Source organism: Piscinibacterium candidicorallinum (genome assembly GCF_047549485.1).
Classification (GTDB): domain Bacteria; phylum Pseudomonadota; class Gammaproteobacteria; order Burkholderiales; family Burkholderiaceae_C; genus Piscinibacterium; species Piscinibacterium candidicorallinum.
This window is the reverse complement of the sequence record NZ_CP180191.1, coordinates 2,433,835-2,458,414: the sequence shown is the minus strand read 5'-3', so window position 1 is coordinate 2,458,414 and position 24,580 is coordinate 2,433,835. Positions and strand designations below refer to the sequence as shown.

At 66.2% G+C, this 24,580-nt stretch carries 22 protein-coding genes; 19 read left to right on the top strand and 3 right to left on the bottom strand.

The features are described 5' to 3' along the window. The first annotated feature begins 87 nt into the window (after positions 1 to 87). The 13 genes from asd to ACMDW7_RS11080 all read left to right on the top strand — a co-directional run bounded on the left by asd (position 88) and on the right by ACMDW7_RS11080 (position 15,527). Positions 88 to 1,215: an aspartate-semialdehyde dehydrogenase gene (gene asd / locus ACMDW7_RS11140; RefSeq protein WP_377300680.1), complete on the top strand. Its 1,128-nt coding sequence runs from the start codon at positions 88 to 90 to the stop codon at positions 1,213 to 1,215. A 266-nt stretch (positions 1,216 to 1,481) separates the two neighbouring features. Next, entirely contained in the window at positions 1,482 to 4,238 is a 2,757-nt protein-coding gene (locus ACMDW7_RS11135; RefSeq protein ID WP_377300681.1) for a FimV/HubP family polar landmark protein, read from the top strand. 79 nt (positions 4,239 to 4,317) lie between these two features. Next, the gene (truA, locus tag ACMDW7_RS11130) at positions 4,318 to 5,133 is read left to right on the top strand and encodes a tRNA pseudouridine(38-40) synthase TruA (RefSeq protein WP_377300682.1); all 816 of its coding nucleotides are present in this window, start codon (positions 4,318 to 4,320) and stop codon (positions 5,131 to 5,133) included. A 31-nt stretch (positions 5,134 to 5,164) separates the two neighbouring features. After that, complete coding sequence (locus ACMDW7_RS11125) at positions 5,165 to 5,911, top strand: phosphoribosylanthranilate isomerase (RefSeq protein WP_377300683.1); 747 nt, start codon at positions 5,165 to 5,167, stop codon at positions 5,909 to 5,911. Positions 5,912 to 5,933: 22 nt separating this feature from the next. After that, positions 5,934 to 7,172, top strand: coding sequence for a tryptophan synthase subunit beta (trpB, locus tag ACMDW7_RS11120; protein ID WP_377300684.1), 1,239 nt, complete (start codon positions 5,934 to 5,936; stop codon positions 7,170 to 7,172). A gap of 171 nt (positions 7,173 to 7,343) precedes the next feature. After that, the gene (gene trpA, locus ACMDW7_RS11115) at positions 7,344 to 8,159 is read left to right on the top strand and encodes a tryptophan synthase subunit alpha (RefSeq protein ID WP_377302501.1); all 816 of its coding nucleotides are present in this window, start codon (positions 7,344 to 7,346) and stop codon (positions 8,157 to 8,159) included. 25 nt (positions 8,160 to 8,184) lie between these two features. Then, entirely contained in the window at positions 8,185 to 9,057 is an 873-nt protein-coding gene (accD, locus tag ACMDW7_RS11110) for an acetyl-CoA carboxylase, carboxyltransferase subunit beta (protein ID WP_377300685.1), read from the top strand. Positions 9,058 to 9,276: 219 nt separating this feature from the next. Beyond that, on the top strand, positions 9,277 to 10,572 hold the full coding sequence (folC, locus tag ACMDW7_RS11105) for a bifunctional tetrahydrofolate synthase/dihydrofolate synthase (protein ID WP_377300686.1): 1,296 nt from the start codon (positions 9,277 to 9,279) through the stop codon (positions 10,570 to 10,572). Between the two features lie 56 nt (positions 10,573 to 10,628). Next, positions 10,629 to 11,435: an SPOR domain-containing protein gene (locus ACMDW7_RS11100; protein ID WP_377300687.1), complete on the top strand. Its 807-nt coding sequence runs from the start codon at positions 10,629 to 10,631 to the stop codon at positions 11,433 to 11,435. A gap of 44 nt (positions 11,436 to 11,479) precedes the next feature. Further along, positions 11,480 to 11,974 (top strand): CvpA family protein, encoded by a 495-nt coding sequence (locus tag ACMDW7_RS11095; protein WP_377300688.1) that lies wholly within the window; start codon positions 11,480 to 11,482, stop codon positions 11,972 to 11,974. 38 nt (positions 11,975 to 12,012) lie between these two features. Continuing rightward, complete coding sequence (gene purF / locus ACMDW7_RS11090) at positions 12,013 to 13,530, top strand: amidophosphoribosyltransferase (RefSeq protein WP_377300689.1); 1,518 nt, start codon at positions 12,013 to 12,015, stop codon at positions 13,528 to 13,530. Positions 13,531 to 13,552: 22 nt separating this feature from the next. After that, a complete protein-coding gene (locus ACMDW7_RS11085; protein WP_377300690.1) occupies positions 13,553 to 14,281 on the top strand; it encodes a hypothetical protein in 729 nt (242 codons plus the stop codon). A gap of 49 nt (positions 14,282 to 14,330) precedes the next feature. Next, positions 14,331 to 15,527, top strand: coding sequence for an O-succinylhomoserine sulfhydrylase (locus tag ACMDW7_RS11080; protein ID WP_377300691.1), 1,197 nt, complete (start codon positions 14,331 to 14,333; stop codon positions 15,525 to 15,527). Between the two features lie 154 nt (positions 15,528 to 15,681). On the opposite strand, the gene ACMDW7_RS11075 is transcribed toward ACMDW7_RS11080, so the two are convergent. From ACMDW7_RS11075 to ACMDW7_RS11065, 3 genes are read right to left on the bottom strand one after another with little or no spacing between them, the layout of a single operon-like run. Beyond that, on the bottom strand, positions 15,682 to 16,641 hold the full coding sequence (locus ACMDW7_RS11075) for a lipase family alpha/beta hydrolase (RefSeq protein WP_377300692.1): 960 nt from the start codon (positions 16,639 to 16,641) through the stop codon (positions 15,682 to 15,684). Beyond that, positions 16,641 to 18,248, bottom strand: coding sequence for a GMC family oxidoreductase N-terminal domain-containing protein (locus ACMDW7_RS11070; RefSeq protein ID WP_377300693.1), 1,608 nt, complete (start codon positions 18,246 to 18,248; stop codon positions 16,641 to 16,643). The genes ACMDW7_RS11075 and ACMDW7_RS11070 overlap by 1 nt, the downstream gene beginning before the upstream one ends. An 8-nt stretch (positions 18,249 to 18,256) precedes the next feature. Then, positions 18,257 to 18,766, bottom strand: coding sequence for a hypothetical protein (locus ACMDW7_RS11065; protein WP_377300694.1), 510 nt, complete (start codon positions 18,764 to 18,766; stop codon positions 18,257 to 18,259). Between the two features lie 151 nt (positions 18,767 to 18,917). Between ACMDW7_RS11065 and ACMDW7_RS11060 the strand changes: the two genes are divergently transcribed. The 6 genes from ACMDW7_RS11060 (at position 18,918) to ACMDW7_RS11035 (ending at position 24,467) form a co-directional block, all read left to right on the top strand. Then, the gene (locus ACMDW7_RS11060) at positions 18,918 to 19,616 is read left to right on the top strand and encodes an FFLEELY motif protein (RefSeq protein WP_377300695.1); all 699 of its coding nucleotides are present in this window, start codon (positions 18,918 to 18,920) and stop codon (positions 19,614 to 19,616) included. Positions 19,617 to 19,835: 219 nt separating this feature from the next. Continuing rightward, positions 19,836 to 21,533, top strand: coding sequence for a 30S ribosomal protein S1 (gene rpsA / locus ACMDW7_RS11055; protein WP_377300696.1), 1,698 nt, complete (start codon positions 19,836 to 19,838; stop codon positions 21,531 to 21,533). Positions 21,534 to 21,681: 148 nt separating this feature from the next. Next, positions 21,682 to 22,002, top strand: coding sequence for an integration host factor subunit beta (locus tag ACMDW7_RS11050; RefSeq protein WP_377302503.1), 321 nt, complete (start codon positions 21,682 to 21,684; stop codon positions 22,000 to 22,002). Between the two features lie 177 nt (positions 22,003 to 22,179). Beyond that, positions 22,180 to 22,515 (top strand): lipopolysaccharide assembly protein LapA domain-containing protein, encoded by a 336-nt coding sequence (locus ACMDW7_RS11045; RefSeq protein WP_377300697.1) that lies wholly within the window; start codon positions 22,180 to 22,182, stop codon positions 22,513 to 22,515. Between the two features lie 38 nt (positions 22,516 to 22,553). After that, a complete protein-coding gene (locus ACMDW7_RS11040; protein ID WP_377300698.1) occupies positions 22,554 to 23,720 on the top strand; it encodes a lipopolysaccharide assembly protein LapB in 1,167 nt (388 codons plus the stop codon). A 141-nt stretch (positions 23,721 to 23,861) separates the two neighbouring features. Next, positions 23,862 to 24,467 carry a ComEA family DNA-binding protein gene (locus ACMDW7_RS11035; RefSeq protein WP_377300699.1) on the top strand — a complete coding sequence of 202 codons (606 nt, stop codon included), beginning with the start codon at positions 23,862 to 23,864 and terminating at the stop codon, positions 24,465 to 24,467. The last annotated feature ends 113 nt before the right edge of the window (positions 24,468 to 24,580 follow it).

The following is a 24,580-nucleotide window of genomic DNA, read 5'->3' as shown; positions in this document are numbered from 1 at the left end:
CCTCTTGTGACTCCTCCATCGAGCCCACAAGCGGGCTGCGGATGGGGGAGTTTTCATTTCTGGAGCTGATTTGAGAGGAAGGGGTAGATGATGAAGAAGGTAGGCCTGATCGGTTGGCGCGGCATGGTGGGTTCGGTGCTGATGCAGCGCATGCAGGAAGAGGGCGACTTCGCCCATTTCGAGCCGGTGTTCTTTTCTACCAGCAGCGCCGGTGGCGACGCACCGAAGTTTGCACCGGCCACCACCGTCGAAACGCGTCTTCAGAATGCCTATGACATCGAGGCACTGAAGAAGCTGGACATCATCATCACCTGCCAGGGCGGCGACTACACGACCGAGGTGTTCGAGAAGCTGCGGGCCGCCGGCTGGAGCGGGCACTGGATTGACGCCGCTTCGACCCTGCGTATGAAGGATGACGCCGTGATCATCCTCGACCCGGTCAACATGGACGTCATCAAGCGCGCCATGGCTGCAGGTGGCCGGAACTGGATCGGCGGCAACTGCACCGTGAGCTGCATGCTCATGGGCCTGGGTGCCCTGTTCAATGCCGGGCTGGTGGAATGGATGACCTCCATGACCTACCAGGCGGCCAGCGGCGGCGGCGCACAGCACATGCGCGAGCTGCTCACGCAGTACGGCACGCTCAATGCCGAAGTGAAGAGCCTGCTTGATGACCCGGCAAGCGCGATTCTGGAGATCGACCGCAAGGTCATCGCAAAGCAGCGCAGCTTCAGCGATGCGGAGAAGGCCAACTTCGGCGTGCCGCTGGGAGGCAGCCTGATTCCCTGGATCGATAAGGATCTGGGTAATGGCATGTCCCGCGAGGAGTGGAAGGGCGGGGCGGAAACCAACAAGATCCTGGGTCGCACCGGCAATGAGCAGATTCCGATCGACGGCCTGTGCGTGCGCATCGGGGCCATGCGCTGCCACAGCCAGGCGCTCACCCTCAAGCTCACGCGCGACGTGCCGGTGGACGAAATCGAAAGCATGATCCGCGACAGCAACCCCTGGGCGAAGGTTGTGCCCAATACGCGCGAAGCCAGCATCGTGGATCTGACCCCGGTGGCGGTCACCGGGACCCTGACAATACCGGTCGGTCGCCTGCGCAAGCTGGCCATGGGGCCGCAGTATCTCGGCGCGTTCACGATCGGTGACCAGCTGCTCTGGGGCGCGGCCGAGCCGCTGCGCCGTATGCTGCGTCTGCTGCTGGCATGACGTTGGGTCTCGAACCGTCGCGTCATGGTGAGCGGCGGTTCGGGTTCTTGCGAACTGTTGACTTGCCGTCAAGCGTTGCCGGTCGGCAACATTTGCTCACACCCCTTCGGTGTAGGCTCTACAGGTAGTGCAGCATTAAGCAACAGGACACTAGGCAAAGCGTCGAGAAAGTCTTGCGAGACTACTTAAGATTGCCGCCGTAAGTCCTTGAAGTTATGCTGAAAGTCCAGAAGAACGACATCCCGGGGTGGGTTGTGGCATCACACATGAAGAAGCGGCTTCTGGCCGCAGCAGTGGTTTCCGTATTGAGCGCGACCGCGGTCGACGCATGGGCAGCTGGTCTGGGGCGGCTCACCGTGCAGTCCGCCATCGGTCAGCCATTGCGCGCCGAAGTGGAAATCACCTCACTCACGAAGGATGAGGAAGCTTCGCTCGCAGCGCGGCTCGCGTCGGCTGATGCCTTCCGAATCGCCAATATCGAGCCGAATGCCGCGTTGTCCAGCGCACGTTTTGCGATCGAGAAGCGGCCCGACGGTCGCAGCGTGATCCGCATCACGACCGCGCAACCGGTCAACGAGCCCTTCCTCGATCTTCTGGTCGAACTGTCATGGGCAACCGGTCGACTCGTCCGCGAGTACACCGTGCTGCTTGATCCGCCCGGAACGCGTCTCGCACCGGTCGAAACCGCGCCGGTTGCTGCACCGCCCGCAGCGACGCGTCCATCCGCGCCGGCCCCCGCACCTGCAGCCGCGGCACCCGCGCCGGCCCCGGGTGGCAAGCCTGCACCTGCACCTGCTCCGGCACCCGCACCGGCCGCGGACAAGCCCGCCTCAGGCACCTACACCGTCAAGCGCGGCGACACGCTGGGCAAGATTGCCCGTGAAAACCTCACGCCCGCTGTCAATCTTGATCAGATGCTGGTCGCCCTGTATCGGGCCAACCCGGAAGCGTTCATCGGCGACAACATGAACCGCCTGCGCAGTGGCGCAGTTCTGCGCGTGCCCTCAGCCCAGGACGCAGCCAGCGTCACGCCGGGCGAGGCGCGCAAGATTGTCGTGGCCCAGTCCAGCGACTTCTCGTCTTTCCGTGACCGCGTGGCAGACACTGCGGCCAAGGCTCCGGCCGCCGCGGCTCCCTCTGCGCCCAAGCAGGCTGCCGCAGGCACCGTGGTGCCCAAGGTCGAAGACAAGTCCAAGGCTGCACCCTCTGCCGATCAGTTGAAGGTTCAAAAGGCCGAGCCGACCGCCAAGGGCGCCGGCCAGAGCGCTGCCAAGCAGGCCGAGCTCGACAAGATCGCCAAGGACAAGGCCATCGCCGAAGAGAAGGCGCGCCTTGCTCAACTGGAAAAGAACAACGCGGCGATGAAGGAGCTGCAGGCCAAGAACGCCGCGGCTGCCGAAGCCCAGCGGAAGGCCGAAGAAGCGAAAAAGGCTGCGGACGCCAAGGCCGCTGCGGATGCGAAGGCGGCGGCAGACGCCAAGGCTGCCGCTGCAGCGAAGGCTGCGGCCGACGCCAAGGCCGCAGCGGATGCCAAGGCCGCAGCAGATGCGAAGGCTGCCGAAGCCGCGAAGGCAGCGGCCGCGCCTGCGCCTGCCCCCGCTCCTGCCGCGGCGGCCCCGGCGCCCGCACCCGCACCCGCACCCGCACCCGCACCCGCACCGGTGGCGAAGCCTGCGCCCGCTCCGGCGCCCGCCGAGCCGAGCTTGCTGGACTCCATCCTTGGGAATTGGGTCGGCATGGCCGGTCTGGGTGGTCTGGTCCTGCTGGGTGCTGGCTGGTTGGCCATCCGCAGCCGCCGCAACCGCGAGACCGCGCAGTTTGAAGACAGCGTGATGGCCAATGCCGCGGGCAACTCGGTCATCGGCGAAACCGGCGGCGCCACGGTGGACACCACCAATGCCTCCTCGGTCTTCAACAGCAACTACATGCCGGCGTCCAGCCAGCTCGACTCTTCCGAGGTCGATCCGGTCGCAGAGGCTGATGTCTACATCGCCTATGGCCGCGACAAGCAGGCCGAGGAGATCCTGCGCGAGGCACTCGTCGCCCAGCCAGATCGACACACCGCCCGCCTCAAGCTGCTTGAGATCCTCGCAGGCCGCAAGGACGTCGCCGGCTTTGGTGACGAGGCCAAGGTCCTGCATGACAAGACCAATGGCATGGGTGACGAGTGGAAGCGCGCGGCCCTGATGGGCGCCGCGCTCGACCCCAGCAATGAGCTCTATCGCGTGGGCGCCGCCATGGCCCAGGCCCAGGGCATGGAAGCCACGCTGCCCGTCGGAATGAGCGCTGACCGGCTCGACACCTTCGACACCACTGCGCCGTTGGTGACCGGCAATGCCACCCAGGAAGTGAAGCTGCCCGATCTGGGCGATCCGTCCGCGGGCTTTGCGCCTACCACGATGTCCACCCCGACCGTGGACCCGAACTCATTGGACTTTGATCTCGGCGTGCCCGCGCTTGAAGGTGGCACGATGCCGATGCCCGAGCAGCTCAAGGCGCTCGATCCAGCTGGCGATTTCATGAACAGCGACAAGGGCAGCAAGGCTGAGCCTGTCGCGTCCTTCGCGGCAACCGACCCCAACTTCGGCGCGCTCGATCTCAATCTCGCCACCATGCCGGGCCTCCCGCCGGAAGCCTCGCCCCCGTCGTCGGCTCGCGACGTGCTGGGCAGCGGGCTCGACTTCGATATCGGCGGTGCGACCACGGTGGCACCCCCGCCGCCGGCCGCGCTGGACTTGCCGCCGCTGGAGGGCGACTCGGCGGTTCTGGACTTCGACCTGGGTGATGCGACTGCGCCTGCTGCGGCGCCGTTGCCGACGCTCGACATGCCTGCACCGGCGGCAGCACCTGCCCTGGCACCAGCCGGCACGGACAATGACGCTGCAACCAAGCTCAGCCTGGCGTCCGCCTATGTCGCCATTGGCGACAGCGAAGGTGCACGCGAGATCCTGAACGAAGTGATCAGCATCGGCTCGGCCGACCAGCAAGCCCAGGCCCGCGAACTGCTCTCGCGTTTGAGCTGATCATCTTGCCCGCCTGAACAAAGCGCCCGGTTCGCCGGGCGTTTTGCTTTTCGGCACTGCCCGCGGCATCCTCATCCTCATGCGAATCGCACTCGGCATCAGCTATCAGGGCGCAGACTTCCAGGGTTGGCAGTCACAGCCCAGTGGCCTGGGCGTGCAGGACGCCTTCGAGGCGGCACTGGCGCGTTTCATTGGTGCGCCGCATGTGCAGGCCGACGCGCCGCGCTGGCCGACCGTCTGCGCCGGACGCACAGACGCCAGCGTGCATGCCACGGCGCAGGTGCTGCATTTCGACAGCCCCGTGCAGCGCGACCCCGCCAGCTGGGTGCGCGGGCTCAACACCTTCCTGCCGCCCACGATTGCTGTGCACTGGGCGCAGCCGGTGAGCGATGAGTTCCACGCCCGCTTTGCCGCTCAGTGGCGTGAGTATGTGTATGTGATCCAGGACGATCCGGTGCGGCCCTCGCAGCTGGCGCCGCTGGTGGGCTGGAGCTTCCGGCCGCTGGATGCCGCTGCCATGCATCGCGCTGCGCAATGTCTGCCGGGTGAACACGACTTCAGCGCCTTTCGCGCGGCGGAATGTCAGGCCAAGTCGCCCGTGAAGCTGCTGCACTTCATCAAGGTGCGGCGCCACGGCAAGTTTGTGCTGGTGCGCGTGCGTGCCAATGCCTTTCTGCATCACATGGTGCGCAACATCGTCGGCTGCCTCGTTTACGTGGGGCAGGGGCGCTGGCCGGAAGGGCAGCTGGCGCAGGTGCTGGGCAGCCGCAGCCGCGCGCAGGCGGCGCCCACCTTTGCGGCCGAGGGTCTGTATCTCACGGGCGTGCACTATCCGGAGGTGTTCGGGGTGCCGGATGCGGCCGACCCCGCGCCTTGGTTCGCGCACCTGGCCTGAGAGGCGCTGCTAGCGTGAAACAATCCAGCACATGAGCACTGCCACGCCTGCAGCCCGTACCCGCATCAAGATCTGCGGCATCACCCGCTGGGAGGACGCGCGCGCCGCAGTGGATGCCGGTGCCGACGCCCTGGGCTTCGTGTTCTGGCCAGGCAGTGCGCGCTACATCGAGCCCGCGGCGGCTGCAGAAATCGTGCGCTGCGTGCCGGCCTTTGTGCAGACCGTGGGGTTGTTCGTACAGGCCCAACCGCTGGAGGTGGCCCGCGCCGTGCAGGCCAGCGGCGTGCAGATGATTCAGTGCCATGGCGGCGAGCGCGCTGCGCAATGCGAGCTGGCTGCAGTTGCGGCGAATCGCCCCTGGATGCGTGCATTCGGCGTGGGGCAGGGCAGTGCAGAGGGTGCCAGCGCAGACGCGTTGCTACACTCTGTGCAAGCTTTCCGGGGCGCCAGCGCCTGGCTGTTCGACACCGCGTCGGCCGGCCACGGCGGCAGCGGCACCCCCTTTGACTGGCAGATCCTTCATCAATGCGCGGCTCGTCTCAACGCCAACCCCGACAGCGCTCCTCCGCTCGTTTTGAGTGGTGGGTTGAGCGCGCAAAACGTCGCTGGTGCCATTGAGCTGCTGCGGCCCACAGGGCGGCTGTTCGCGGTCGATGTGTCTTCCGGTGTGGAAGCGCTCGACGCAGACGGCAAGCCGAAGAAGGGCCTCAAGGACCCGGCGCGCATCCGCGCCTTTGTTGACCAAGTGAACAAAGCGGACACGCGCTCATCAATCTGATGAATGCGAAGGAGGTTTCACCATGAAACCCAACGATCTGCCTCCCGGCTCCGCCCCCGATCAGGGTGAATACAACTTCCCCGATGCCCGCGGCCACTTCGGCCCCTACGGCGGCATCTTCGTGGCCGAAACCTTGATGCACGCGCTCGAGGAACTCAAGCAGGCCTATGCGAAGTACCAGCACGACCCCGAGTTCCTGGCCGAATTCCACAATGAGCTCGCCCACTTCGTGGGCCGCCCCAGCCCGGTCTACTTTGCCCGCCGCCTGACCGAAGACGCCGGCGGCGCGCAGATCTGGTTCAAGCGTGAGGACCTCAACCACACCGGCGCGCACAAGATCAACAACGTGATCGGCCAGGCCATGCTCGCCCGCCGCATGGGCAAGCCACGCGTGATTGCCGAGACCGGCGCCGGCCAGCACGGCGTGGCTACCGCCACCATCGCGGCGCGCTACGGCCTGCAGTGCGTGGTCTACATGGGCGAGGAGGACGTGCGCCGCCAGGCGCAGAACGTCTACCGGATGAAGCTGCTCGGCGCCGAGGTGCGCCCGGTCAGCTCCGGCAGCAAGACCCTGAAGGACGCGCTCAACGAAGCCATGCGCGACTGGGTCACCAACGTGGCCGGTACCTTCTACATCATCGGCACCGTGGCCGGCCCGCACCCCTACCCGATGCTGGTGCGCGACTTCCAGAGCGTAATCGGCGAGGAGTGCATCACGCAGATGCCCGAATTCGCCGGCCGCCAGCCCGACTACGTGCTGGCCTGCGTGGGCGGCGGCAGCAATGCCATGGGCATCTTCTACCCCTATCTGAAGTACCCGCAGGTCAAGCTCGTGGGCTGCGAGGCGGCCGGCGAGGGCATTGCCAGCGGCAAGCACGCCGCGTCGCTCTCGGCCGGCTCGCCGGGCGTGCTGCACGGGAACCGCACCTATCTGCTGCAGGACGACAACGGCCAGATCATCGAGACGCACTCGGTTTCCGCCGGTCTGGACTACCCCGGCGTCGGGCCAGAGCATGCCTGGCTGAAGGACTCGCACCGCGCCGAGTACGTGGGCGTCACGGACGACGAAGCCCTGGCCGCTTTCCATGACTGCTGCCGCAAGGAAGGCATCATCCCCGCGCTGGAATCCAGCCATGCCGTGGCCTACGCCTGCAAGCTGGCTGCCACGCTACCGAAGGACAAGATCATCCTGGTGAACCTGTCCGGCCGGGGCGACAAGGACATGCACACCGTGGCCGAGCGCGGCGGGCTGAAATTCTGAGCCGCTGCAGTCGCGCCGTACGTCCAAGTGTTAATGAATCAATTTCGGACGTATTTTTCAGAACTCATTAGTCGGCCATTTACCGTGCCCAAAAAGCGGGAAGTGGCGATTGATCTCGATATATACATTCAAATTCGGCCAAAAATGACTGAGACTGTTGCTCTTTCGGGGATTCAGCGCATCGACGCGCGCTTTGCCGCGCTCAAGGCCGCCGGCCGCAAGGGCCTGATTCCGTTCTTCACCGCAGGCGATCCGGCGCCCGAATCCACCGTGCCGCTGCTGCACACCCTGGCCCGCGCCGGGGCCGACGTGATCGAGCTCGGTGTGCCCTTCTCGGACCCCATGGCCGACGGCCCGGTGATTCAGCGCTCCAGTGAGCGTGCGCTGGCCAGGGGCGTTGGTCTGAAACAGGTGCTGGCCTGGGTGGCGCAGTTCCGCGCCGAGGGCGGCGCCACGCCCGTCGTGCTGATGGGCTACGCCAACCCCATCGAGCGCATGGGCTTGAGCGCCTTTGCTGCCGCGGCGCGTGAGGCCGGTGTGGACGGCGTGCTGGTGGTGGATTACCCGCCCGAGGAGGCCGACGACTACGCCGCCACGCTCACCGCAGCCGGTCTGGCCCCCATCTTCCTGCTCGCGCCCACCTCCACCGCAGACCGTATTGCGGCCGTGGTGGCCAAGGCGCGCGGCTATATCTATTACGTTTCGCTGACCGGCGTGACGGGTGCATCCACGCTCAACGCCCAGCAAGTGGCTGGCAAATTGCCGGAAATTCAGGCAAAGGCACGCGTACCGGTGGGCGTGGGCTTTGGCATCCGCGACGCTGAAAGCGCCCGGGCCGTGGCGCGCACGGCAGACGCGGTGGTCATCGGCAGCCGCATCATCCAGCTCATGGAAGAGGCGGGCGGTGCAGCGCGTGCATCGGATGCAATCGCCGCAGCGGAGGCGTTCTTGGCTACGATTCGCGCTTCGCTTGATTCTGGAGTCTGAGCTCTAACCGAGCCCAACCAACCCAATGAGCTGGATCGACAAACTCCTGCCCCCCCGCATCAAGACGACCGACCCGGCCACCCGCAAGAGCGTGCCCGAAGGTCTCTGGGTCAAGTGCCCCAGCTGTGAAACCGTGCTCTACAGCGCCGACCTGCAGGCCAACCAACACGTCTGCCCCAAGTGCAGCCACCACCTGCGCATCCGCGCCCGCGAGCGCCTGGACGCCCTGCTGGACGCCGAGGGCCGCTACGAGATCGGCCAGGAGGTCATGCCGGTCGACAGCCTCAAGTTCAAGGACAGCAAGAAGTACCCGGATCGCCTCAAGGAAGCCATGGACGCCACCGGCGAGACCGACGCCATGGTCGTGCTGGGCGGCGCCATCCACACTATTCCGGTGGTGGTGGCCTGCTTCGAGTTCGAGTTCATGGGCGGATCGATGGGCTCCGTGGTGGGCGAGCGCTTTGCCCGCGGCGCCCAGACCGCGCTGGAACAGAAGACCCCCTTCATCTGCATCACCGCCACCGGCGGCGCCCGCATGCAGGAAGGCCTGCTCTCCCTGATGCAGATGGCCAAGACCACGGCCATGATCACCAAGCTGGCCGAGAAGAAGCTGCCCTTCATCAGCGTGCTGACCGACCCCACGATGGGCGGCGTGTCCGCCAGCTTCGCCTTCATGGGCGACGTGGTGATTGCCGAGCCCAAGGCCCTGATCGGCTTTGCCGGCCCCCGCGTGATCGAACAGACCGTGCGCGAAAAGCTGCCCGAAGGCTTCCAGCGCGCCGAGTTCCTGCTGGAGAAGGGCGCCATCGACATGATCGTCGACCGCCGCGAGATGCGCACCGAGATCGCCCAGCTGCTCGCGCTGCTGACGCGGCAGGCGGCGGAAGCGGTGGCTTGATACGCACGCAGTAGCCGATTCATCGGCAGGTGCCGAACGGGCAGTGTGCGACAGCAGGCTGCCCGTTTTCATTTGTCCCATGCGGTTCTTCAAGGCCTCCGCCTGAAAACCCGCATCCGGCAAGCGTCTCCAGTCACATCCCTTGGAAACCCGCATGTACCAAGCGGGAACGGCCATGCGGCCCTCCGCCGCCGTAGAGCACTCTTAAACTCCCGCGCCATGAATGAATCCCCCGCGCTGGCAGACTGGCTCTCGCGCATCGAGCGCCTGCATCCCAAGACCATCGACATGACCCTGGAGCGTGTGCGCGAGGTGGCGCAGCGCTTGAACATTCGCTTTGACTGTCCGGTAATCACCGTGGGCGGCACCAACGGCAAGGGCTCGACCTGCACGTTTCTGGAGTCCATCCTCACCCAGGCCGGGTTCCGGGTGGCGCTGTACACCTCGCCGCATCTGGTGCGCTTCAACGAGCGGGCGCGCTTTGCGCAGGAGTTTGTGCCGGACGCGGCGTTGGTGGCGGCGTTCGAGCACATTGAGGCCGCGCGCACAGACGCTACCAAGGGCGAGGTGAGCCTCACCTACTTCGAATACACGACGCTCGCCTGCTTCCTGTGGTTCATGGACTGCAAGCCGGACGCCGTGGTGCTGGAAGTGGGCATGGGCGGGCGGCTGGATGCGGTGAACCTGATCGACGCGGACGTGGCGATCGTCACCAGCGTGGATCTGGACCACATGGAGTATCTGGGCCCCACTCGCGAGCACATCGGCTGGGAAAAGGCGCACATCTACCGCGCCGGCCGCACTGCCATCTGCGGCGACCCCGTGCCGCCGCAGCGCCTGGTGGACTACGCCCAGGAAATCGGCGCAGACCTCTGGCTCTTCGGGCGGGACTTCAACTATTCCGGCGACAAGAACCAGTGGAACTGGGCCGGGCGCGGCGCACGGCGCAATGCCATGGCCTATCCCGGCCTGCGCGGCGCCAACCAGCTGCTCAACGCGAGTGCCGCGCTGGCGGCACTCGACGCGCTCAAGGACCGCATTCCGGTCACGCAAAGCGCCGTGCGCATGGGCCTGCTCACGGCCGAGCTGCCCGGGCGCTTCCAGGTGCTGCCGGGCAAGCCGGCCATCATCCTGGACGTGGCGCACAACCCGCATGCCAGCGGCGTGCTGGCCGCCAACCTCGACAACATGGGTTTCTTTCCCTACACCTGGGCGGTGTTCGGCTCCATGGCTGACAAGGATGTGGATGGCGTGATCGAGAAGCTCAAGGGCCGAATCGACCACTGGCTGCTGACCGACCTGCCCACGCCGCGCGCGGCCAGCGCCGCGCAGCTGGCCGAGAAGCTCGCGGCTGCGGGCATCGTGGCGGGCAAGGACTGCCGCATCGAGACCTTTGCCGATCCGGCATCGGCCCTGGCCGCAGCCCAAACCGGCGCGAGTGAGAACGATAGAATCGTGGTCTTTGGTTCCTTCTACACGGTGGGTGCTGCACTCACTGCCTTGAAGCGGGCCTGAGCCGGGGTGCGAGGCGCCGCGGCTCGGGTGGTCCATCCCCGAACCTGCGGTCCCTGATGCCCCTGTTCAAACGTTCTGCCGATGCATCCGCCGCGGGCTCGTCCGCAGGCAACCTTCCACCGGCCGATCCGGCCGCCGCGCTCAAGCAGCGCGCCCGCCGCCGCCTGATCGGCGCCGTGGTGCTGGCCCTCACTGCCGCCGTGGCCGTGCCCCTGGTGCTGGACACCAAACCCAAGCCCTGGGCGGACGACGTCAACATCCAGATCCCGCCCAAGACCAGCAGCTACACGCCGCCCATGCAGGTCGATGGCGCGAAGGCCGAATCCAAGGCAGACACCAAGGCGGATGCAGGCAAGCCCGCGGCCAGCGCCACAGAAGCCGCCGTGGCCGAAGCCCCCGCCAAGACGGATGCGGCGAAGCCTGACGCTGCGGCCCACAAGGCCGAGCCGGCCCCGCCCAAGGCCGAGGTCGCTGCCCCCAAGGCGGAAGCCACGCCCGCCAAGGGGGATTCGCCCGCTGCGAAGCCCGCCGAGAAGGCGGCGCCCAAGGTCGAGGCCAAGCCGGAGCCGAAGCCTGAACCAAAGGCTGAGTCGAAGCCGGCCGCCAAGGCCGAACCCAAGGCAAACACCAAGCCCGCGGCTGGCAAGATCATCGTTCAGGCCGGTGCATTCCAGACCGAAGACAAGATCAAGGCCGTGGAGGCGCAGGTGCGCAAGGCCGGTTTTGTGCCCTACCGCGAGGCCGTGGAGACCAGCAAGGGCGAGATCACCCGAGTGCGCTTTGCCGTGGCCAATGAAGACGCCGCGAAGAAGGCCATTGCCAAGCTCAGCCTCGAAGGTCTGAGCCCGCGCATTGCCAATTGATCGTCGTTGCCTCGCACTTGCCAATCGCCCCCCAGAAGCCCCAGATGAAGTTCACGCTGGTTGACGCCGCTGTTCTGTTCATCCTGCTGGCCTCGGTCATCGTCAGCGTGATCCGCGGCCTGATGCGCGAGATCCTGAGTCTTGTGGCCTGGGTGGCGAGCTTTGTGCTGGCGCTGGCCTTTGCCACCACGGCGGCAGACTGGCTGCCGGCGAGCGTGGAAGGGCCGATCTGGCGCATCGCGCTCGGCTTCATCGTGGTGCTGGTGGCCACACGCATCATCGGCGCCGTATTGATCTGGCTCGTGGACAAGGCCATTACGGCAGCCGGCCTGAAGCTGGCAGACCGTGGTCTGGGCGGGCTGTTTGGGCTGGCGCGGGGCTGTGTGATCGTGATGGCGCTGGCTGTGGTGGCGGGGTTGACGCGCCTGCCCGAAGATCCGGCCTGGAAGCATGCGTACACCACGCCGTGGATTGTTCTCTCTATTCAGACCATCAAGCCGGCATTACCGGCTGAAATGGCGAAGTACATCAAGTTCTAGCAGGCTATTTCGGGTCAACAACCCAGGGGATCGCTCTCATGTGTGGCATCGTCGGTGCAGTGGCCAAAAGCCCGGTCAACCAGTTGCTCTACGACTCGTTGCTGCTGCTGCAGCACCGGGGTCAGGACGCCGCGGGGATTGCCACCCTGCAGGGCAACGCCTTCTCCATGTACAAGGGCAACGGCCTGGTGCGGGACGTCTTCCGCACGCGCAACATGCGCGCCCTGCCGGGGCACATGGGCATCGGCCAGTGCCGCTACCCCACGGCCGGCTCGGCCTCAAGCGAAGAGGAAGCGCAGCCCTTCTACGTGAATGCGCCCTTCGGCATTGCACTGGCACACAACGGCAACCTGACCAATGCTGAGCAGCTGGGCGAGGAGATGTTCCGCATCGACCGCCGGCACATCAACACCGGCAGCGACTCCGAAGTGCTGCTGAACGTGTTCGCCAACGAGCTGGGCAACGCCGCGCGGGGCCTGAGCCTGGATGAGCACAGCATCTTTGCCGCGGTGCGTGCCCTGCATAAGCGCGTCAAGGGCAGCTACGCCGTGGTGGCCACCATCGCCGGCTTCGGGCTGGTGGCATTCCGCGACCCCTACGGCATCCGCCCGCTGACCATCGGCCAGGTGGACACGCCCGATGGCCGCGAATACATGGTGGCCAGCGAGAGCGTGACTCTTGAAGCCATGGGCTATCACGTGCTGCGCGATGTCGAGCCCGGCGAGTGTGTGACCATCGATCTGGACAACAACATCAAGTTCGCCCAGTGCGCCGAGAGCCCGATCCTTGCGCCCTGCGTTTTCGAGTACATCTACTTTGCGCGGCCCGACAGCACGATGAACGGCATCTCGGTCTATGAGAGCCGCCTGAAGATGGGCGAGACGCTTGCCACGAAGGTGGCGCGCACGCTGGACGTGAGCGAGATCGATGTGGTCATGCCGATCCCGGACTCCTCCCGTCCCAGTGCCATGCAGCTCGCGATGAAGCTGAACCTGCCCTTCCGCGAAGGCTTCATCAAGAACCGCTACATCGGCCGCACCTTCATCATGCCGGGGCAGAACACCCGCAAGCGCAGCGTGCGCCAGAAGCTCAACGCCATCCGCGAGGAGTTTGCCGGCAAGAACGTGCTGCTGGTGGACGACTCCATCGTGCGCGGGACGACCAGCCGCGAGATCGTCGACATGGCGCGTGAATCCGGCGCCAAGAAGGTGTTCTTTGCGAGCGCTGCGCCCCCCGTGCGCTTTCCGAACGTGTACGGCATCGACATGCCCACGCGCAGCGAACTGATCGCCTCCACCCGCACCGACGAGGAAGTGGCCCGCGAGATCGGCGCCGATGCGCTGGTGTATCAGGACCTCGCAGACCTGAAGGCCGTGCTGACGGGCCTGAACCCGAAGATCACCCAGTTCGACGCCAGCTGCTTTGATGGTCAGTACATCACCGGCGACATCGACATGGCCTACCTCGACCGCCTGGAAGCCTCGCGCAACGCGCCCAAGGCCGAGAAGGGTGGCGGCCTGATGCACAACGTCGGCTATGCCGGCGGTGGGGATTGAGCCTCGCTCGCGGGCCTGAGCGATGAGTTCCCTGCAGGACGCGCTCGCCGCCCACCATCGCCCGCCGCCTGCCTCAAGCGGCACGCGCCGCGTGGTGGCACTGGTGGGGGCAAAGGGCCTGCTGGGTGATGCGGTGCTGCATGCGCTGCTCGCGCGCATGGAGTTTGCGCAGGTGGCGGTGGCCGTGACCACCGAGCTGCCGAGCACCGAAGACAAGATCCGCCCCGTCACCACCGACCATTGGCGCGACGCCGCACCCACAGACGCCGTGCTGGTCGTGAGCGATGGCGGCACGTTGCAAGACCCGACCCAGCGTGTCGCCAACGGGCGTGACAAGGTGTATTTGCCGCTCGGTCCGGACGACGTGCTCGCCCACGCTCAGCGTCTGATTGAGGCTGGCGTGCAGCGCTTGGCGGTCATCATTCCCGTGGCGGGCTGGGCGCATCGGCCCGCAGCCATCCGCGGCCAGCTGGAGAGCGACCTCGATCTGGCCCTGGCGCGCCTGCCGCTCTCGAGCCTGCTGCTGATTCGCCCGGAGCGCGACGCCGCATCGGCCGGCGCAAGCGCCTTCAGGCGGCTGGTCGCGAGCTACCTGCGCCAGTTCCGCATGATGCAGCCGCAGCACGCGCCCGTGACCTCGGCTGCGCTGGCGAAATGGGCAGCCCAGCGGCTCGTGGGCGTGGCGCCCGGAGTGCATGTGGTGGAATTGAGCGAGATCGCCGCCGAAATCGAGCGCGCCCGCAAGGCCTGAGTGCCCCGGTGTCGTGGCACGGCGGCCCGCGCAGGGAAGGGCGCAACCCATGACTGATTCCACCAAGCCGGCCGATCCGTCCGCCTGGCACCCCGACACCATTGCCGTTCGTGCGGCCACGCAGCGCTCGCAGTTTGGCGAGCACTCCGAGGCCCTGTTTCTCACCAGCAGCTTCACCTACGAGAACGCCGCGCAGGCCGCGGCCCGCTTCAAGGGCGAGGAAGCCGGGCCGGTGTACTCGCGCTTCACCAACCCCACGGTGGCCATGTTCGAGCAGCGCCTGGCTGCCATGGAGCGCATGGAAGCCGGTGTGGCCACCGCCACCGGCATGAGCGCCATCCTGGCCTGCGCCATGGCCCTGTGCGCCCAAGGTGACCACATCGTGTCGAGCCGCAGCCTGTTCGGCTCCACCTACAACCTGTTCGCGCAGCTGATGGCACGCTTTGGCGTGAGCACCACCTTCGTCGGCCAGAACGATCTGGATGCCTGGCGCGCCGCGGTCACGCCCAGGACGAAGTTCCTGTACGTGGAGACGCCGTCGAACCCGCTGCTGGAAGTGGCGGATGTGGCCGCACTGGCGGAGATCGCACGCAGCGTGGGCGCGGAACTCATCGTCGACAACTGCTTCTGCACCCCCGCGCTGCAGCGGCCGGCGGAGTTCGGCGCGAGCATCGTGCTGCACTCGGCCACAAAGTTCCTGGAGGGGCAGGGCCGCGTGCTGGCCGGCGCCATCCTCGCGCGCAAGCAGCTCATCGAGGAGAAATTCATCCCCTATATGCGCACGGCCGGCCCGGCGCTCTCGGCCTTCAATGCCTGGCTGCTGCTCAAGAGCATGGAGACGCTCTCCGCGCGCATGGAAAAGCAAAGCCGCAATGCGCAGCTGCTGGCCGAGCGCCTGGCCGCCCACCCCGGCGTGAAGGTCGTCAACTACCCCGGCTTGCCCACCCACCCGCAGCACCAACTTGCCATGCGCATGCAGAACGGCAGCGGCGGCGCGCTGCTGAGCTTCGAAGTGACCGGCGGGCGCGATCACGCCTGGCGGGTGATTGATGCCGTCAAGGTTTGCAGCATCACCGGCAACCTCGGTGACACACGCACCACCATCACCCACCCGGCCACCACCACCCACGCGCGGCTGACGCAGGAGGCGCGCGACGCCGCCGGCATCTGCGAGGGTCTGGTGCGCCTGTCGGTGGGCCTGGAGTACGTGGAAGACCTCTGGGCCGACGTTTCGCAGGCGCTGTAGGGCCGCGGTACGGTAGTTTTCGGTCGAGTTTCCAAGAAAATGACCGAAATTATTTGAAACCGGTGTTCTTTTTGGCAGAAAACAGCTGAAGATCCTCGCAGATCAAGCGGAAAGCGGCTTTTCGCCTTTCTTGTTATTTTGTGGCCGAAAATAACTATTTTTGCAGAGTCTCTGCGGGGCTGAGCAGCAGCAACACCGTGGCCTGCACCCGCGCATCGTCCAGCAGCGCCAGGTGCCCCAGCCGCGAGAAGCGCAGGGTCTCCGCGCCGGGCAGGGTCTGATCATCCTGCGGCGCGACCACGTTGTCGTGCCGTGACAGGATCACGGTCGTCGGCGGCAGCGGGTGAGTGGCCTCATGCGCCGCGAGCGCCGTCAGCCAGGGGTTGTTCAGCTCCATCTGTCGCGCGTTGCGCCCCAGACCGAGGCGCGCGTGCTTCGTGCCCTGGTGCGGCGAGCCGATCGTGATGAGCTGGGCGACCGCCGCCGGCCCATGGATGCGCAGGTAGGCGCGGGCCACCAGCCCGCCCATGCTGTGCGCAAGGATTGCGACCTGCGCAGCGCCCGTTTCGGCGCGCAGAGTGTCCACAGCCTCGGCAACCTGCGGGACGAGATCATCAATCGAAGCCATGGCCGGGCTCAGGCTCACGGCGCGGCTCACGATGCCCTGTGCAGCCAGGCGCTTCTGCAGGTGAAACCACAGCGCCTCGTTGCAGAAGTAACCGTGCAGCAGAAGCACCGGCGCAGTGCCCGCCTGCGGGGCGAGGGGCTGCGGCTGACTGCGCCATGTCAGCCAGGGCTGATCCAGCAGGAAGATGCGCACCGAGCTGCGCCATTCGCCCAGCACGCAGCGCCACCACGCCGCAAACGCCAGCCGCTCGCTCGACCGAGCCAGCAGCAGGCCGCCGGCATTGATGCAGAGATGGATGGGAAACCAGGCGGCGAGTATCAGCGCCCAGGCCAGCAGCGCAGACGAGCCGTCCCAGCGCCATGCTGCAAGCAGCGCCGCACAGCTGATGTAGGCGAGCATCGTGGCCCGCAGCCATGCGCCGGGTGCCCAGCCGCGAGGGCGCTGCACAGCGTGCGCCTCGGGCTGCGGCGGCGCGGCCTCGCTCATCAGACGAGCGAGACCTTCTTGCCGCTGAGCTGCTCGGCCAGCGCCTCGCCCAGCTTGGTGACGATGCCGTAGATCGAGAGCTGCGGGTTGGCGCCGATCGAGGTCGGGAAGAGCGATCCGTCGAAGATCGACAGGTTCTCGATCTGCCAGTGCCGGCCGTCGGGCCGCGTGACGCCGCGCTTGGCGTCCGCCGCGAGGCCGCAGCCGCCCATGACGTGGGCGGACACCACGCGCGTGAGCAGCGGCTTCATCGGCAGGGTCTCGATTGCCGCCTTGGCCTGGCCCCAGCTGGTGTAGCCGCCGGCCTGCTCATGAACCGGGTAGACGGTCTTGGCGCCCGCGGCGAACTGGATCTCGGCCATGGCCAGAAAGGCGCGGCGCGCGGCGGCAAAGAGATAGTCGTTGAGCGGATAGTCCAGCACCGGGCTGCCGTCACTGCGCAGCTCCACGCGGCCACCGGGGCTGTCCGGATGGAAGCCGTCACGCATCAGCGCCAGCAGCGCATGGGTGCGATCGAACTTGCCCATGATGTCGGCGTGCATGCTGCCGAAGCCGTGCACCGTGGAGGCAAACAGCACCGGATGCAGGGGCGGTGCTTCGAGCTTGAAGCCCATCGGCCCGTCGATCGGCTGGGTGTCCAGGAAGTGGTCGGTGTAGATGGTCTGCGGCGCGCCCATGAATCCTTCGACCTTCTGATCCATCAGGGCCGAGGAAATCACCACCGGGTGCAGGAAGGTGCGGCGGCCTAGGGTGCCGTGCGGGTCCGGCGCCTTGGAGCGCATCAGGAGCGCGGGGCTGTTGATCGCACCGCCCGAAAGAATCACATGCTTCGCAGTGATGCGGAAGGGGTTGCCGTCGGGGGCCAGGCCTGGCGCATCGAGCGGCTGCACCAGCACGCTCTTGATCTTGCCGTCTGCCAGCTCAAGCTGCTTGGCCTGGCAGCGTGTGAACAGGCGCGCGCCCTTGTCCATTGCGACCGGAATCGTGCTTACCAGCATGGACTGCTTGGCGTTCGTGGGGCAGCCCATGCCGCAGTAGCCCAGGTTCCAGCAGTTGCGCACATTGCGCAGGATGGCGGCGGCGGGTATGCCCAGCTTGGCCGCGCCGCGGCGCAAGAGGTCGTTGTTCTCGTTGGGCGGCGTGAGCCAGGCACTGACGTTCAGGCGCTGCTCGGCTTCCAGGAAGAAGGGCACGAGCTTTTCGGGTGTGTAGTCGGCCAGGCCGAACTTCTCGTTCCAGTAGGCCAAGGTGGGGTGGGGCGTACGAAAGCTGCTGGTCCAGTTGACCGTGGTGGAGCCGCCCACCGTGCGGCCCTGCAGGATGTTGATGCCCTTGTCCTTGGTCTTGCGCGCGGCTGACTCCTGATAGAGCTGCGGGTAGGCGTCGGCCTCGCGCATCTTGAAGTCGCGGCTGCTCTTGAGCATGCCTTCCTCGAGCAGGACCACGTCCAGCCCGGCCTTGCTCATCAGTTCGGCGGCAATCCCGCCGCCGGCACCGGTGCCGATGATCAGGACATCGCAGCGCACATCCGGCTGCGCCGCGGGCGCGTTCACGACCTTCCAGCCGCGTTCAAGACCCTCTCGGATCGGATCAGGCAACTGCACCATGGCTGTACTCAGGAGAATTGGATGTGCGGACCGGGGTAGCCGGTGGGGCCCCAGGTGGACGGGTCGGCATAGAAGCTGCCCGCCGCCAGATCGTGCAGGGCGTGGTAGCCGACCTGCAGCAGGCTCAGGGAGTGCGTGCGCCAGCTCTGCAGAAACTGCGCAAGCGCCTCGGGCGTGGCCTGCTCCCAGGGCGTGCTGATGCCCGCGGCCAGACGCCGGAAGGCGCTGTTGTCCAGCAGGCCAAAGAGTTCACCCAGTTCGTCCTGTGCGCTCAGCGGCAACCCGGCCATGGTCGCGAGCATGCGGTCGGCGGCAGCGGCCAGTTCGGCACCCGCCAGCGGCTTGCCGTCTGGTTGGCCGACGACGGCCGGGATCAAAGCGGTGATCAGCACGCGCGCGGCCGGGGTCTGCAGCGCGGCGCGCTTGGGTTGGCCGCTCTGGGTGCTCCACCACCAGCCCCCGGCCGCCAGCAGCGCGGCGCTGCCTGCGCCCACCGCCAGAAAACGTCTGCGATTCATGCGGCCGATTCTTGCAGGGTGCCGCAGGCGCGCAGACTGGCTTTCCTAGAGGTGCGTCACTACGCGGCGCAGCAAAAGTCATTGCCAAGCGCAGCTTGCGGCGGGTGGGTTCGGTGCACTCGACGTACCGGGTGTTCACTAAAATGCATCCATGAGCAAAGCCTGGCGCGCCGAGTGGCAATCCCGTCTGCTGAATGAGCTTGCTGCGTTGCAACAACTGCGCGTGGCCGAGGGCGAACTGGCTGCGTCGCTGACGCAACTACAGAGCTGGCAGCGCGCGCGTCTGGCACAAACCTATGCAGACCAGCTGGCCGATCCCGCCACCGAACCGGCTGGCCGCTTCTTTCTGGAGCAGCTCTACTGCCCGGCGGATCAGGCGGCGCAGCGTGACGCCGATGTGCAGCGCATCGTGCCCACACTGGCCAAGCTGCTGCCCGAGGTGGCGCTGCAGGCGATCGGAGACGCCGTCAGTCTGGATCTGCTCTCTGCCGAACTGGATGTGGAGATGGTGCGCACGCTCGTCCGCCTGCGCCTGCCACTGACAGAGGCGAACTACGGCACCGCCTACGCCAGCATGGGCCGGGCGGCGGACCGACAGCGCCAGATCGACCTGACGCGCCGCTGCGGCGAGCTGCTGGCGCAGGCGGTGAAGCTGCCGCTCATCATGCCCACCGTAAAGATGATGGAGCTGCCTGCCAAGGCGGCTGGTCTTCAGCGGCTGCATACCTTCCTCGTGCAGGGCCTAGTTGCGTTCAAGAAGCTGCCCTCGCCCAAGGCCTTTCTGGACGTGATCGAGGGGCGCGAAACAGCGCTCATGCGCGGCTGGCTGGCGACCGCGCGCGTTGCCTGAGGCGCAACTCTTCTTTGAATGGCCGACAGCGTCGGTCAATCGGACCTGCGCCCAAGCTAACTCTCTGAAAACAAAGCGCTTTCCGGCTATACTGGAAGGCTTCCGTGACCGCATTCACAGGTTTGCGGAAGAAGGTGCGGCCGACGCCCGTTGGCCGTGTTGATCAACACCGCCGCCTGTCCACTTCTGATCGGACGCGGCGAGATTGAAAGTTCCCCAATGTCTGAAGCTCAAGTTGCCACTGGCGGCGAATCCTTTGCCGCCCTGTTTGAAGAATCCCTCAAGCGCGCTGACATGCGCGCCGGTGAAGTGGTCACCGCCGAGGTGGTCCGTCTCGACCAGAATTTCGTGGTCGTGAACGCGGGCCTGAAGTCTGAAGCCTTCATCCCCGTCGAAGAATTCTTCAATGACGCCGGTGAAGTCGAAGTCGCGATCGGCGATTTCGTCACCGTCGCCATTGATGCCCTGGAAAACGGCTATGGCGACACCATCCTGTCGCGTGACCGCGCCAAGCGCCTGGCCGCATGGGTCAGCCTGGAGCGTGCGCTGGATTCCGGCGACCTGGTCTCCGGCACCGTGACCGGCAAGGTCAAGGGCGGTCTGACCGTCATGACCAATGGCATCCGCGCCTTCCTGCCCGGTTCGCTGGTCGATACCCGCCCGGTCAAGGACACGACCCCCTACGAGGGCAAGACCCTCGAGTTCAAGGTCATCAAGCTGGACCGCAAGCGCAACAACGTGGTGCTGAGCCGCCGTGCCGTGGTCGAAGCCACGATGGGCGAAGAGCGCGCCAAGCTGATGGAGACCCTGAAGGAAGGCTCCATCGTCAAGGGCGTGGTCAAGAACATCACCGAGTACGGTGCGTTCGTGGACCTCGGCGGCATCGACGGCCTGCTGCACATCACCGACCTGGCCTGGAAGCGTGTGCGCCACCCCAGCGAAGTGGTTACCGTGGGTCAGGAAATCACCGCCAAGATCCTCAAGTTCGACCAGGAGAAGAATCGCGTCTCCCTGGGCGTCAAGCAGATGGGCGACGATCCCTGGACCGGCGTGGCACGCCGCTACCCGGTGGGCACCCGCCTGTTCGGCAAGGTCACCAACCTGACCGACTACGGCTCCTTCGTCGAGATCGAAGACGGCATCGAAGGTCTGGTGCACGTCTCCGAAATGGACTGGACCAACAAGAACGTGGACCCCAAGAAGGTCGTGTCGCTGGGCGACGAGACCGAAGTCATGGTGCTGGAGATCGACGAAGACCGTCGCCGCATCAGCCTGGGCATGAAGCAGTGCCGCGCCAACCCGTGGGAAGAGTTCTCTGCGCTGTACAAGCGCGGTGACAAGGTCAAGGGCGCGATCAAGTCGATCACCGACTTCGGCGTGTTCATCGGCCTGCCCGGCGGCATCGACGGTCTGGTGCACCTGTCCGACCTGTCGTGGACCGACACGGGCGAGGAAGCCGTCCGCAAGTTCAAGAAGGGCGACGAACTCGAAGCCGTTGTTCTGGCCATCGATACCGAGCGCGAGCGCATCAGCCTGGGCGTCAAGCAGCTGGAAGGCGACCCGTTCAACAACTACGCCTCGGTCAATGACAAGGGTGCACTGGTGAATGGCACCGTCAAGAGTGTTGAAGCCAAGGGTGCCGTGATTGCCCTGTCCGATGATGTCGAGGGCTATCTGCGCGCCAGCGAAATCTCCCGCGATCGCGTGGAAGACGCCAGTACCCGCCTGAAGGTGGGCGACGCTGTCGAAGCCATGATCATCAACATCGACCGCAAGAACCGTTCGATCCAGTTGTCGATCAAGGCCAAGGACAGCGCCGAAACGGCGGACTTCATGTCCAAGCAGGAAGAAAAGGCCACCGGCACCACCAACCTCGGTGCGCTGCTCAAGGCCAAGCTCGACAGCAACAAGGGCTAAGCCGCAAGGCCAGCCCCCAAGCTGAACCGAACAGCCTGTGACTGAAGCCGGGGTGCCCGCCAGGGCGCCCCGGTGATCCAGATCCTGGCTCTACCGATTCCGGGTCGAACGTCATCTTCCTCTTCGGCGCTCCATGCCCCAGCAGAACCTGACCAAGTCCGAACTGATTGCCGCGCTCGCACAGCGCTATCCGCAGCTTTCCACGCGGGACGCCGAGTACGCGGTCAAGACCATTCTCGACGCCATGAGCGCCACGCTGGCGCAGGGACAGCGCATCGAGATCCGCGGCTTCGGCAGCTTCTCGCTCAATGTCCGCCCGGCCCGCACCGGCCGCAATCCCAAGAGTGGCGAGAAGGTCGTGGTGCCTGAGAAGCGCGTACCGCACTTCAAGCCCGGCAAGGACCTGCGCGCGCTGGTCGACCATCGCGAAGGCGATGAGGATCCCGACGAAACCGCCAAGGCGGCCTGAGCACCGCCGCGACACGATGAAGGTCGCTCACAAGCTCTCAAGATGTCCACGGGCTGCACGATGTGTGGCCCGTTTGTTTTGGTTCCGGCGCGGTGCGTGAGGCACTGGGCCTGCGCCTAGAATGCCGCCCATGCGCAAAGCTTGCGAGTCCGCCGTCGTCCTGTCCACGGAGCGCCCATGCTCAGGTTGCTGACCAACGCCCTTTGGGTGGCCGTGTTCCTGTTCATGTTCTGGGTGGCGCTGAAGAATTCCGATACCGCCACGCTACGCTTGACTGAAACCGCTAGCCTGACCGCGCCGCTGATCGTGATCGTGCTGATCGCATTCGGTGCGGGCGTGCTCACGGCACTGCTGGCCACGGCGCCGCGTCTGTTCCGCCTGAACCGCGAGTTGCATGCTGCACGAGGCGCTACACGCGACGCGCAACCCGCGGTTTCGACCGACAGCCTGCGCAGCGCTGCAACCAGCGCGAGCGCCCGCCCTGACGACGACGCGCAGCGCGCCGGGGCCTGATGACCTTCCACGCTCAGCTGAACTGAAGAACACGCTCCATGGACACCTGGTGGCTGCTGGCCATTCCCGTCATCTTCGGCCTGGGCTGGATCGCGCGTGGCTTTGATTTGAAGGAGCTGCTGAGTGAATCTGCGCGCCTGCCGCGCTCCTACTTCAACGGCCTGAACTTCCTGCTCAACGAGCAGCCGGATCGCGCCATCGAGGCCTTCATCGAGGTCGTCAAGCTCGACCCGGAGACCATCGAGCTCCACTTTGCGTTGGGCAACCTGTTCCGCCGCCGCGGCGAGATGGAGCGCGCCATCCGTCTGCATCGCAATCTGCTCGAGCGCGCCGATCTGCCGGTCGAATTCCGCGACCAAGCCTTGTTCGCACTCGCCCAGGACTACCTGCGCGCCGGCCTGCTGGACCGCGCCGAGTCGGCCTTCAAGTCCCTGGCCGACACACCGCATGCCGATCAAGCGGCGGGTTTTCTGGCCGAGGTCTATCAGCTGCAGAGTGAATGGCAGCTCAGCATCGACGCCCTGCGGCGCAGCGGCGCGGACACGCCCACCAAGTCACGCACGATCGCGCACCTGTACTGTGAGCTGGCCGAGGCGGCCATCGAGCGCAAGGACCTCAAGGACGCGCGCGAGCAGCTGGCTCGCGCGCGCACTGCCGATGCCGCGCTGCTGCGCATCGTTCAGATCGAGATCGGCATCGCCGCGGCCGAGCAGGCCTGGGCGCGGATCGTCGAGCTGGCCGACCAGACCCTCGCCGAGCATCCGGAGTTTGCGCCGCAGATCGTGGAGGCCTACATCGATGCGGCGCAGCACGTGGCCTTCAGCGCACCGGGCCAGCGGCCGCTGGATGCGCAGCTGCGCAGCTGGTTCGACGCGTCGCCCAATGACGCGCTTGCTGCCGTGATCATCAAGCGCCTTGAGGCGGCGGGGTCGATGAGCGCGGCGCTCGAGTTTGCCCGCGTGGCCTTGCAGCGCCTGCCACGCCTGTCACAGGCCCATGCGCTGCTTCGCCTGCGCGCGACCATGCAGGGCGATGGCGACGAGGATCTGGCCCACATCACGCAGATGATGAACGGCATGCTGCGCAGCCAGAAGCGCCACGAGTGCCGCAACTGCGGTTTCCGTGCGCAGCGCTTCTTCTGGCAGTGCCCCGGCTGCAAGCAATGGGACACGCTGCCCTATGCGGCCAGCCCCGTCGGCCCCTGAGCGCACGGAGCAGCTGGGGCGCCGCCGCGAGCAGCTGCAGGCTCACATCGCTTCACAATTGAAACGGCGCCGGGGTCAACGCGCCGGCGCAGAATGCCGTTTCGTCAAAGCGGACTGCACCGCAGCCACGGAGGGACTCTCATGCTGAAGAAACTGGTATTCGCATTGCTCGCCCTGCTCGCGAGCATCAATCTGGCCTGGGCCGCGGTGGACGTGAACACCGCCACCGCAGCGGAGCTGGACTCCGTCAAGGGCATCGGCCCGGCGATTTCCAAGAACATCATCAAGGAGCGCAGGAAGGCTCCGTTCAAGGACTGGGCCGACTTCCGTGCCCGCGTGGATGGCGTGGGCGACAAGACCATTGTCACCATGAGCGAAGGCGGCCTGACCGTGGGCGGCAAGTCCTACGCCGGCGCCCCGGCGAAGGCGGCGAGCGCAGCCGCCCCGGCGGCCAAGACGATGCCTGCCCCTACGCCAGCACCTGCCCCTGCGGCCAAGGCGGCGTCTGCGGCCGTCGCCCCGGCCGCAGCTTCCACCAGCGCGGCCCCGGCTGCCAAGGACATGCCCAAGGCAACGGCTACCCCCGGCGGCCCGGTGTTGCCCAAGCCGGCTGCGCCAGCTGCCAAGGATGCGCCGAAGGCTGCAGCGCCTGCAGGCGGTCCCGTGCTGCCCAAGGCCGCTGCCGAAGCGAGCAAGGACGCAAAGAAGACCGACAAGCCCGAAGCCAAGAAAGACGAGAAGAAGTGATGTGAACTCCGCGCCGCGCCTTTCTGCTGCGCGGGGCGAGCCAATACAGGGCCGCCACCCGGCAGGGTGTGTGGCCCTTTCTCTTTTGGGGCTTCTTCGGGCGCATCGGCCAG

Excerpts from the sequence above, each read along its gene's own strand:
- ACMDW7_RS11080 (WP_377300691.1), top strand. The coding sequence starts at position 14,331 with ATGACTGATTCCACCAAGCCGGCCGATCCGTCCGCCTGGCACCCCGAC.
- ACMDW7_RS11075 (WP_377300692.1), bottom strand. The coding sequence starts at position 16,641 with ATGAGCGAGGCCGCGCCGCCGCAGCCCGAGGCGCACGCTGTGCAGCGC.
- ACMDW7_RS11135 (WP_377300681.1), top strand. The coding sequence starts at position 1,482 with ATGAAGAAGCGGCTTCTGGCCGCAGCAGTGGTTTCCGTATTGAGCGCG.
- folC (WP_377300686.1), top strand. The coding sequence starts at position 9,277 with ATGAATGAATCCCCCGCGCTGGCAGACTGGCTCTCGCGCATCGAGCGC.
- truA (WP_377300682.1), top strand. The coding sequence starts at position 4,318 with ATGCGAATCGCACTCGGCATCAGCTATCAGGGCGCAGACTTCCAGGGT.
- ACMDW7_RS11045 (WP_377300697.1), top strand. The coding sequence starts at position 22,180 with ATGCTCAGGTTGCTGACCAACGCCCTTTGGGTGGCCGTGTTCCTGTTC.
- ACMDW7_RS11040 (WP_377300698.1), top strand. The coding sequence starts at position 22,554 with ATGGACACCTGGTGGCTGCTGGCCATTCCCGTCATCTTCGGCCTGGGC.
- ACMDW7_RS11095 (WP_377300688.1), top strand. The coding sequence starts at position 11,480 with ATGAAGTTCACGCTGGTTGACGCCGCTGTTCTGTTCATCCTGCTGGCC.
- accD (WP_377300685.1), top strand. The coding sequence starts at position 8,185 with ATGAGCTGGATCGACAAACTCCTGCCCCCCCGCATCAAGACGACCGAC.
- ACMDW7_RS11070 (WP_377300693.1), bottom strand. The coding sequence starts at position 18,248 with ATGGTGCAGTTGCCTGATCCGATCCGAGAGGGTCTTGAACGCGGCTGG.
- purF (WP_377300689.1), top strand. The coding sequence starts at position 12,013 with ATGTGTGGCATCGTCGGTGCAGTGGCCAAAAGCCCGGTCAACCAGTTG.
- ACMDW7_RS11035 (WP_377300699.1), top strand. The coding sequence starts at position 23,862 with ATGCTGAAGAAACTGGTATTCGCATTGCTCGCCCTGCTCGCGAGCATC.
- trpB (WP_377300684.1), top strand. The coding sequence starts at position 5,934 with ATGAAACCCAACGATCTGCCTCCCGGCTCCGCCCCCGATCAGGGTGAA.
- ACMDW7_RS11060 (WP_377300695.1), top strand. The coding sequence starts at position 18,918 with ATGAGCAAAGCCTGGCGCGCCGAGTGGCAATCCCGTCTGCTGAATGAG.
- ACMDW7_RS11085 (WP_377300690.1), top strand. The coding sequence starts at position 13,553 with ATGAGTTCCCTGCAGGACGCGCTCGCCGCCCACCATCGCCCGCCGCCT.
- ACMDW7_RS11125 (WP_377300683.1), top strand. The coding sequence starts at position 5,165 with ATGAGCACTGCCACGCCTGCAGCCCGTACCCGCATCAAGATCTGCGGC.
- ACMDW7_RS11065 (WP_377300694.1), bottom strand. The coding sequence starts at position 18,766 with ATGAATCGCAGACGTTTTCTGGCGGTGGGCGCAGGCAGCGCCGCGCTG.
- asd (WP_377300680.1), top strand. The coding sequence starts at position 88 with ATGATGAAGAAGGTAGGCCTGATCGGTTGGCGCGGCATGGTGGGTTCG.
- ACMDW7_RS11100 (WP_377300687.1), top strand. The coding sequence starts at position 10,629 with ATGCCCCTGTTCAAACGTTCTGCCGATGCATCCGCCGCGGGCTCGTCC.
- rpsA (WP_377300696.1), top strand. The coding sequence starts at position 19,836 with ATGTCTGAAGCTCAAGTTGCCACTGGCGGCGAATCCTTTGCCGCCCTG.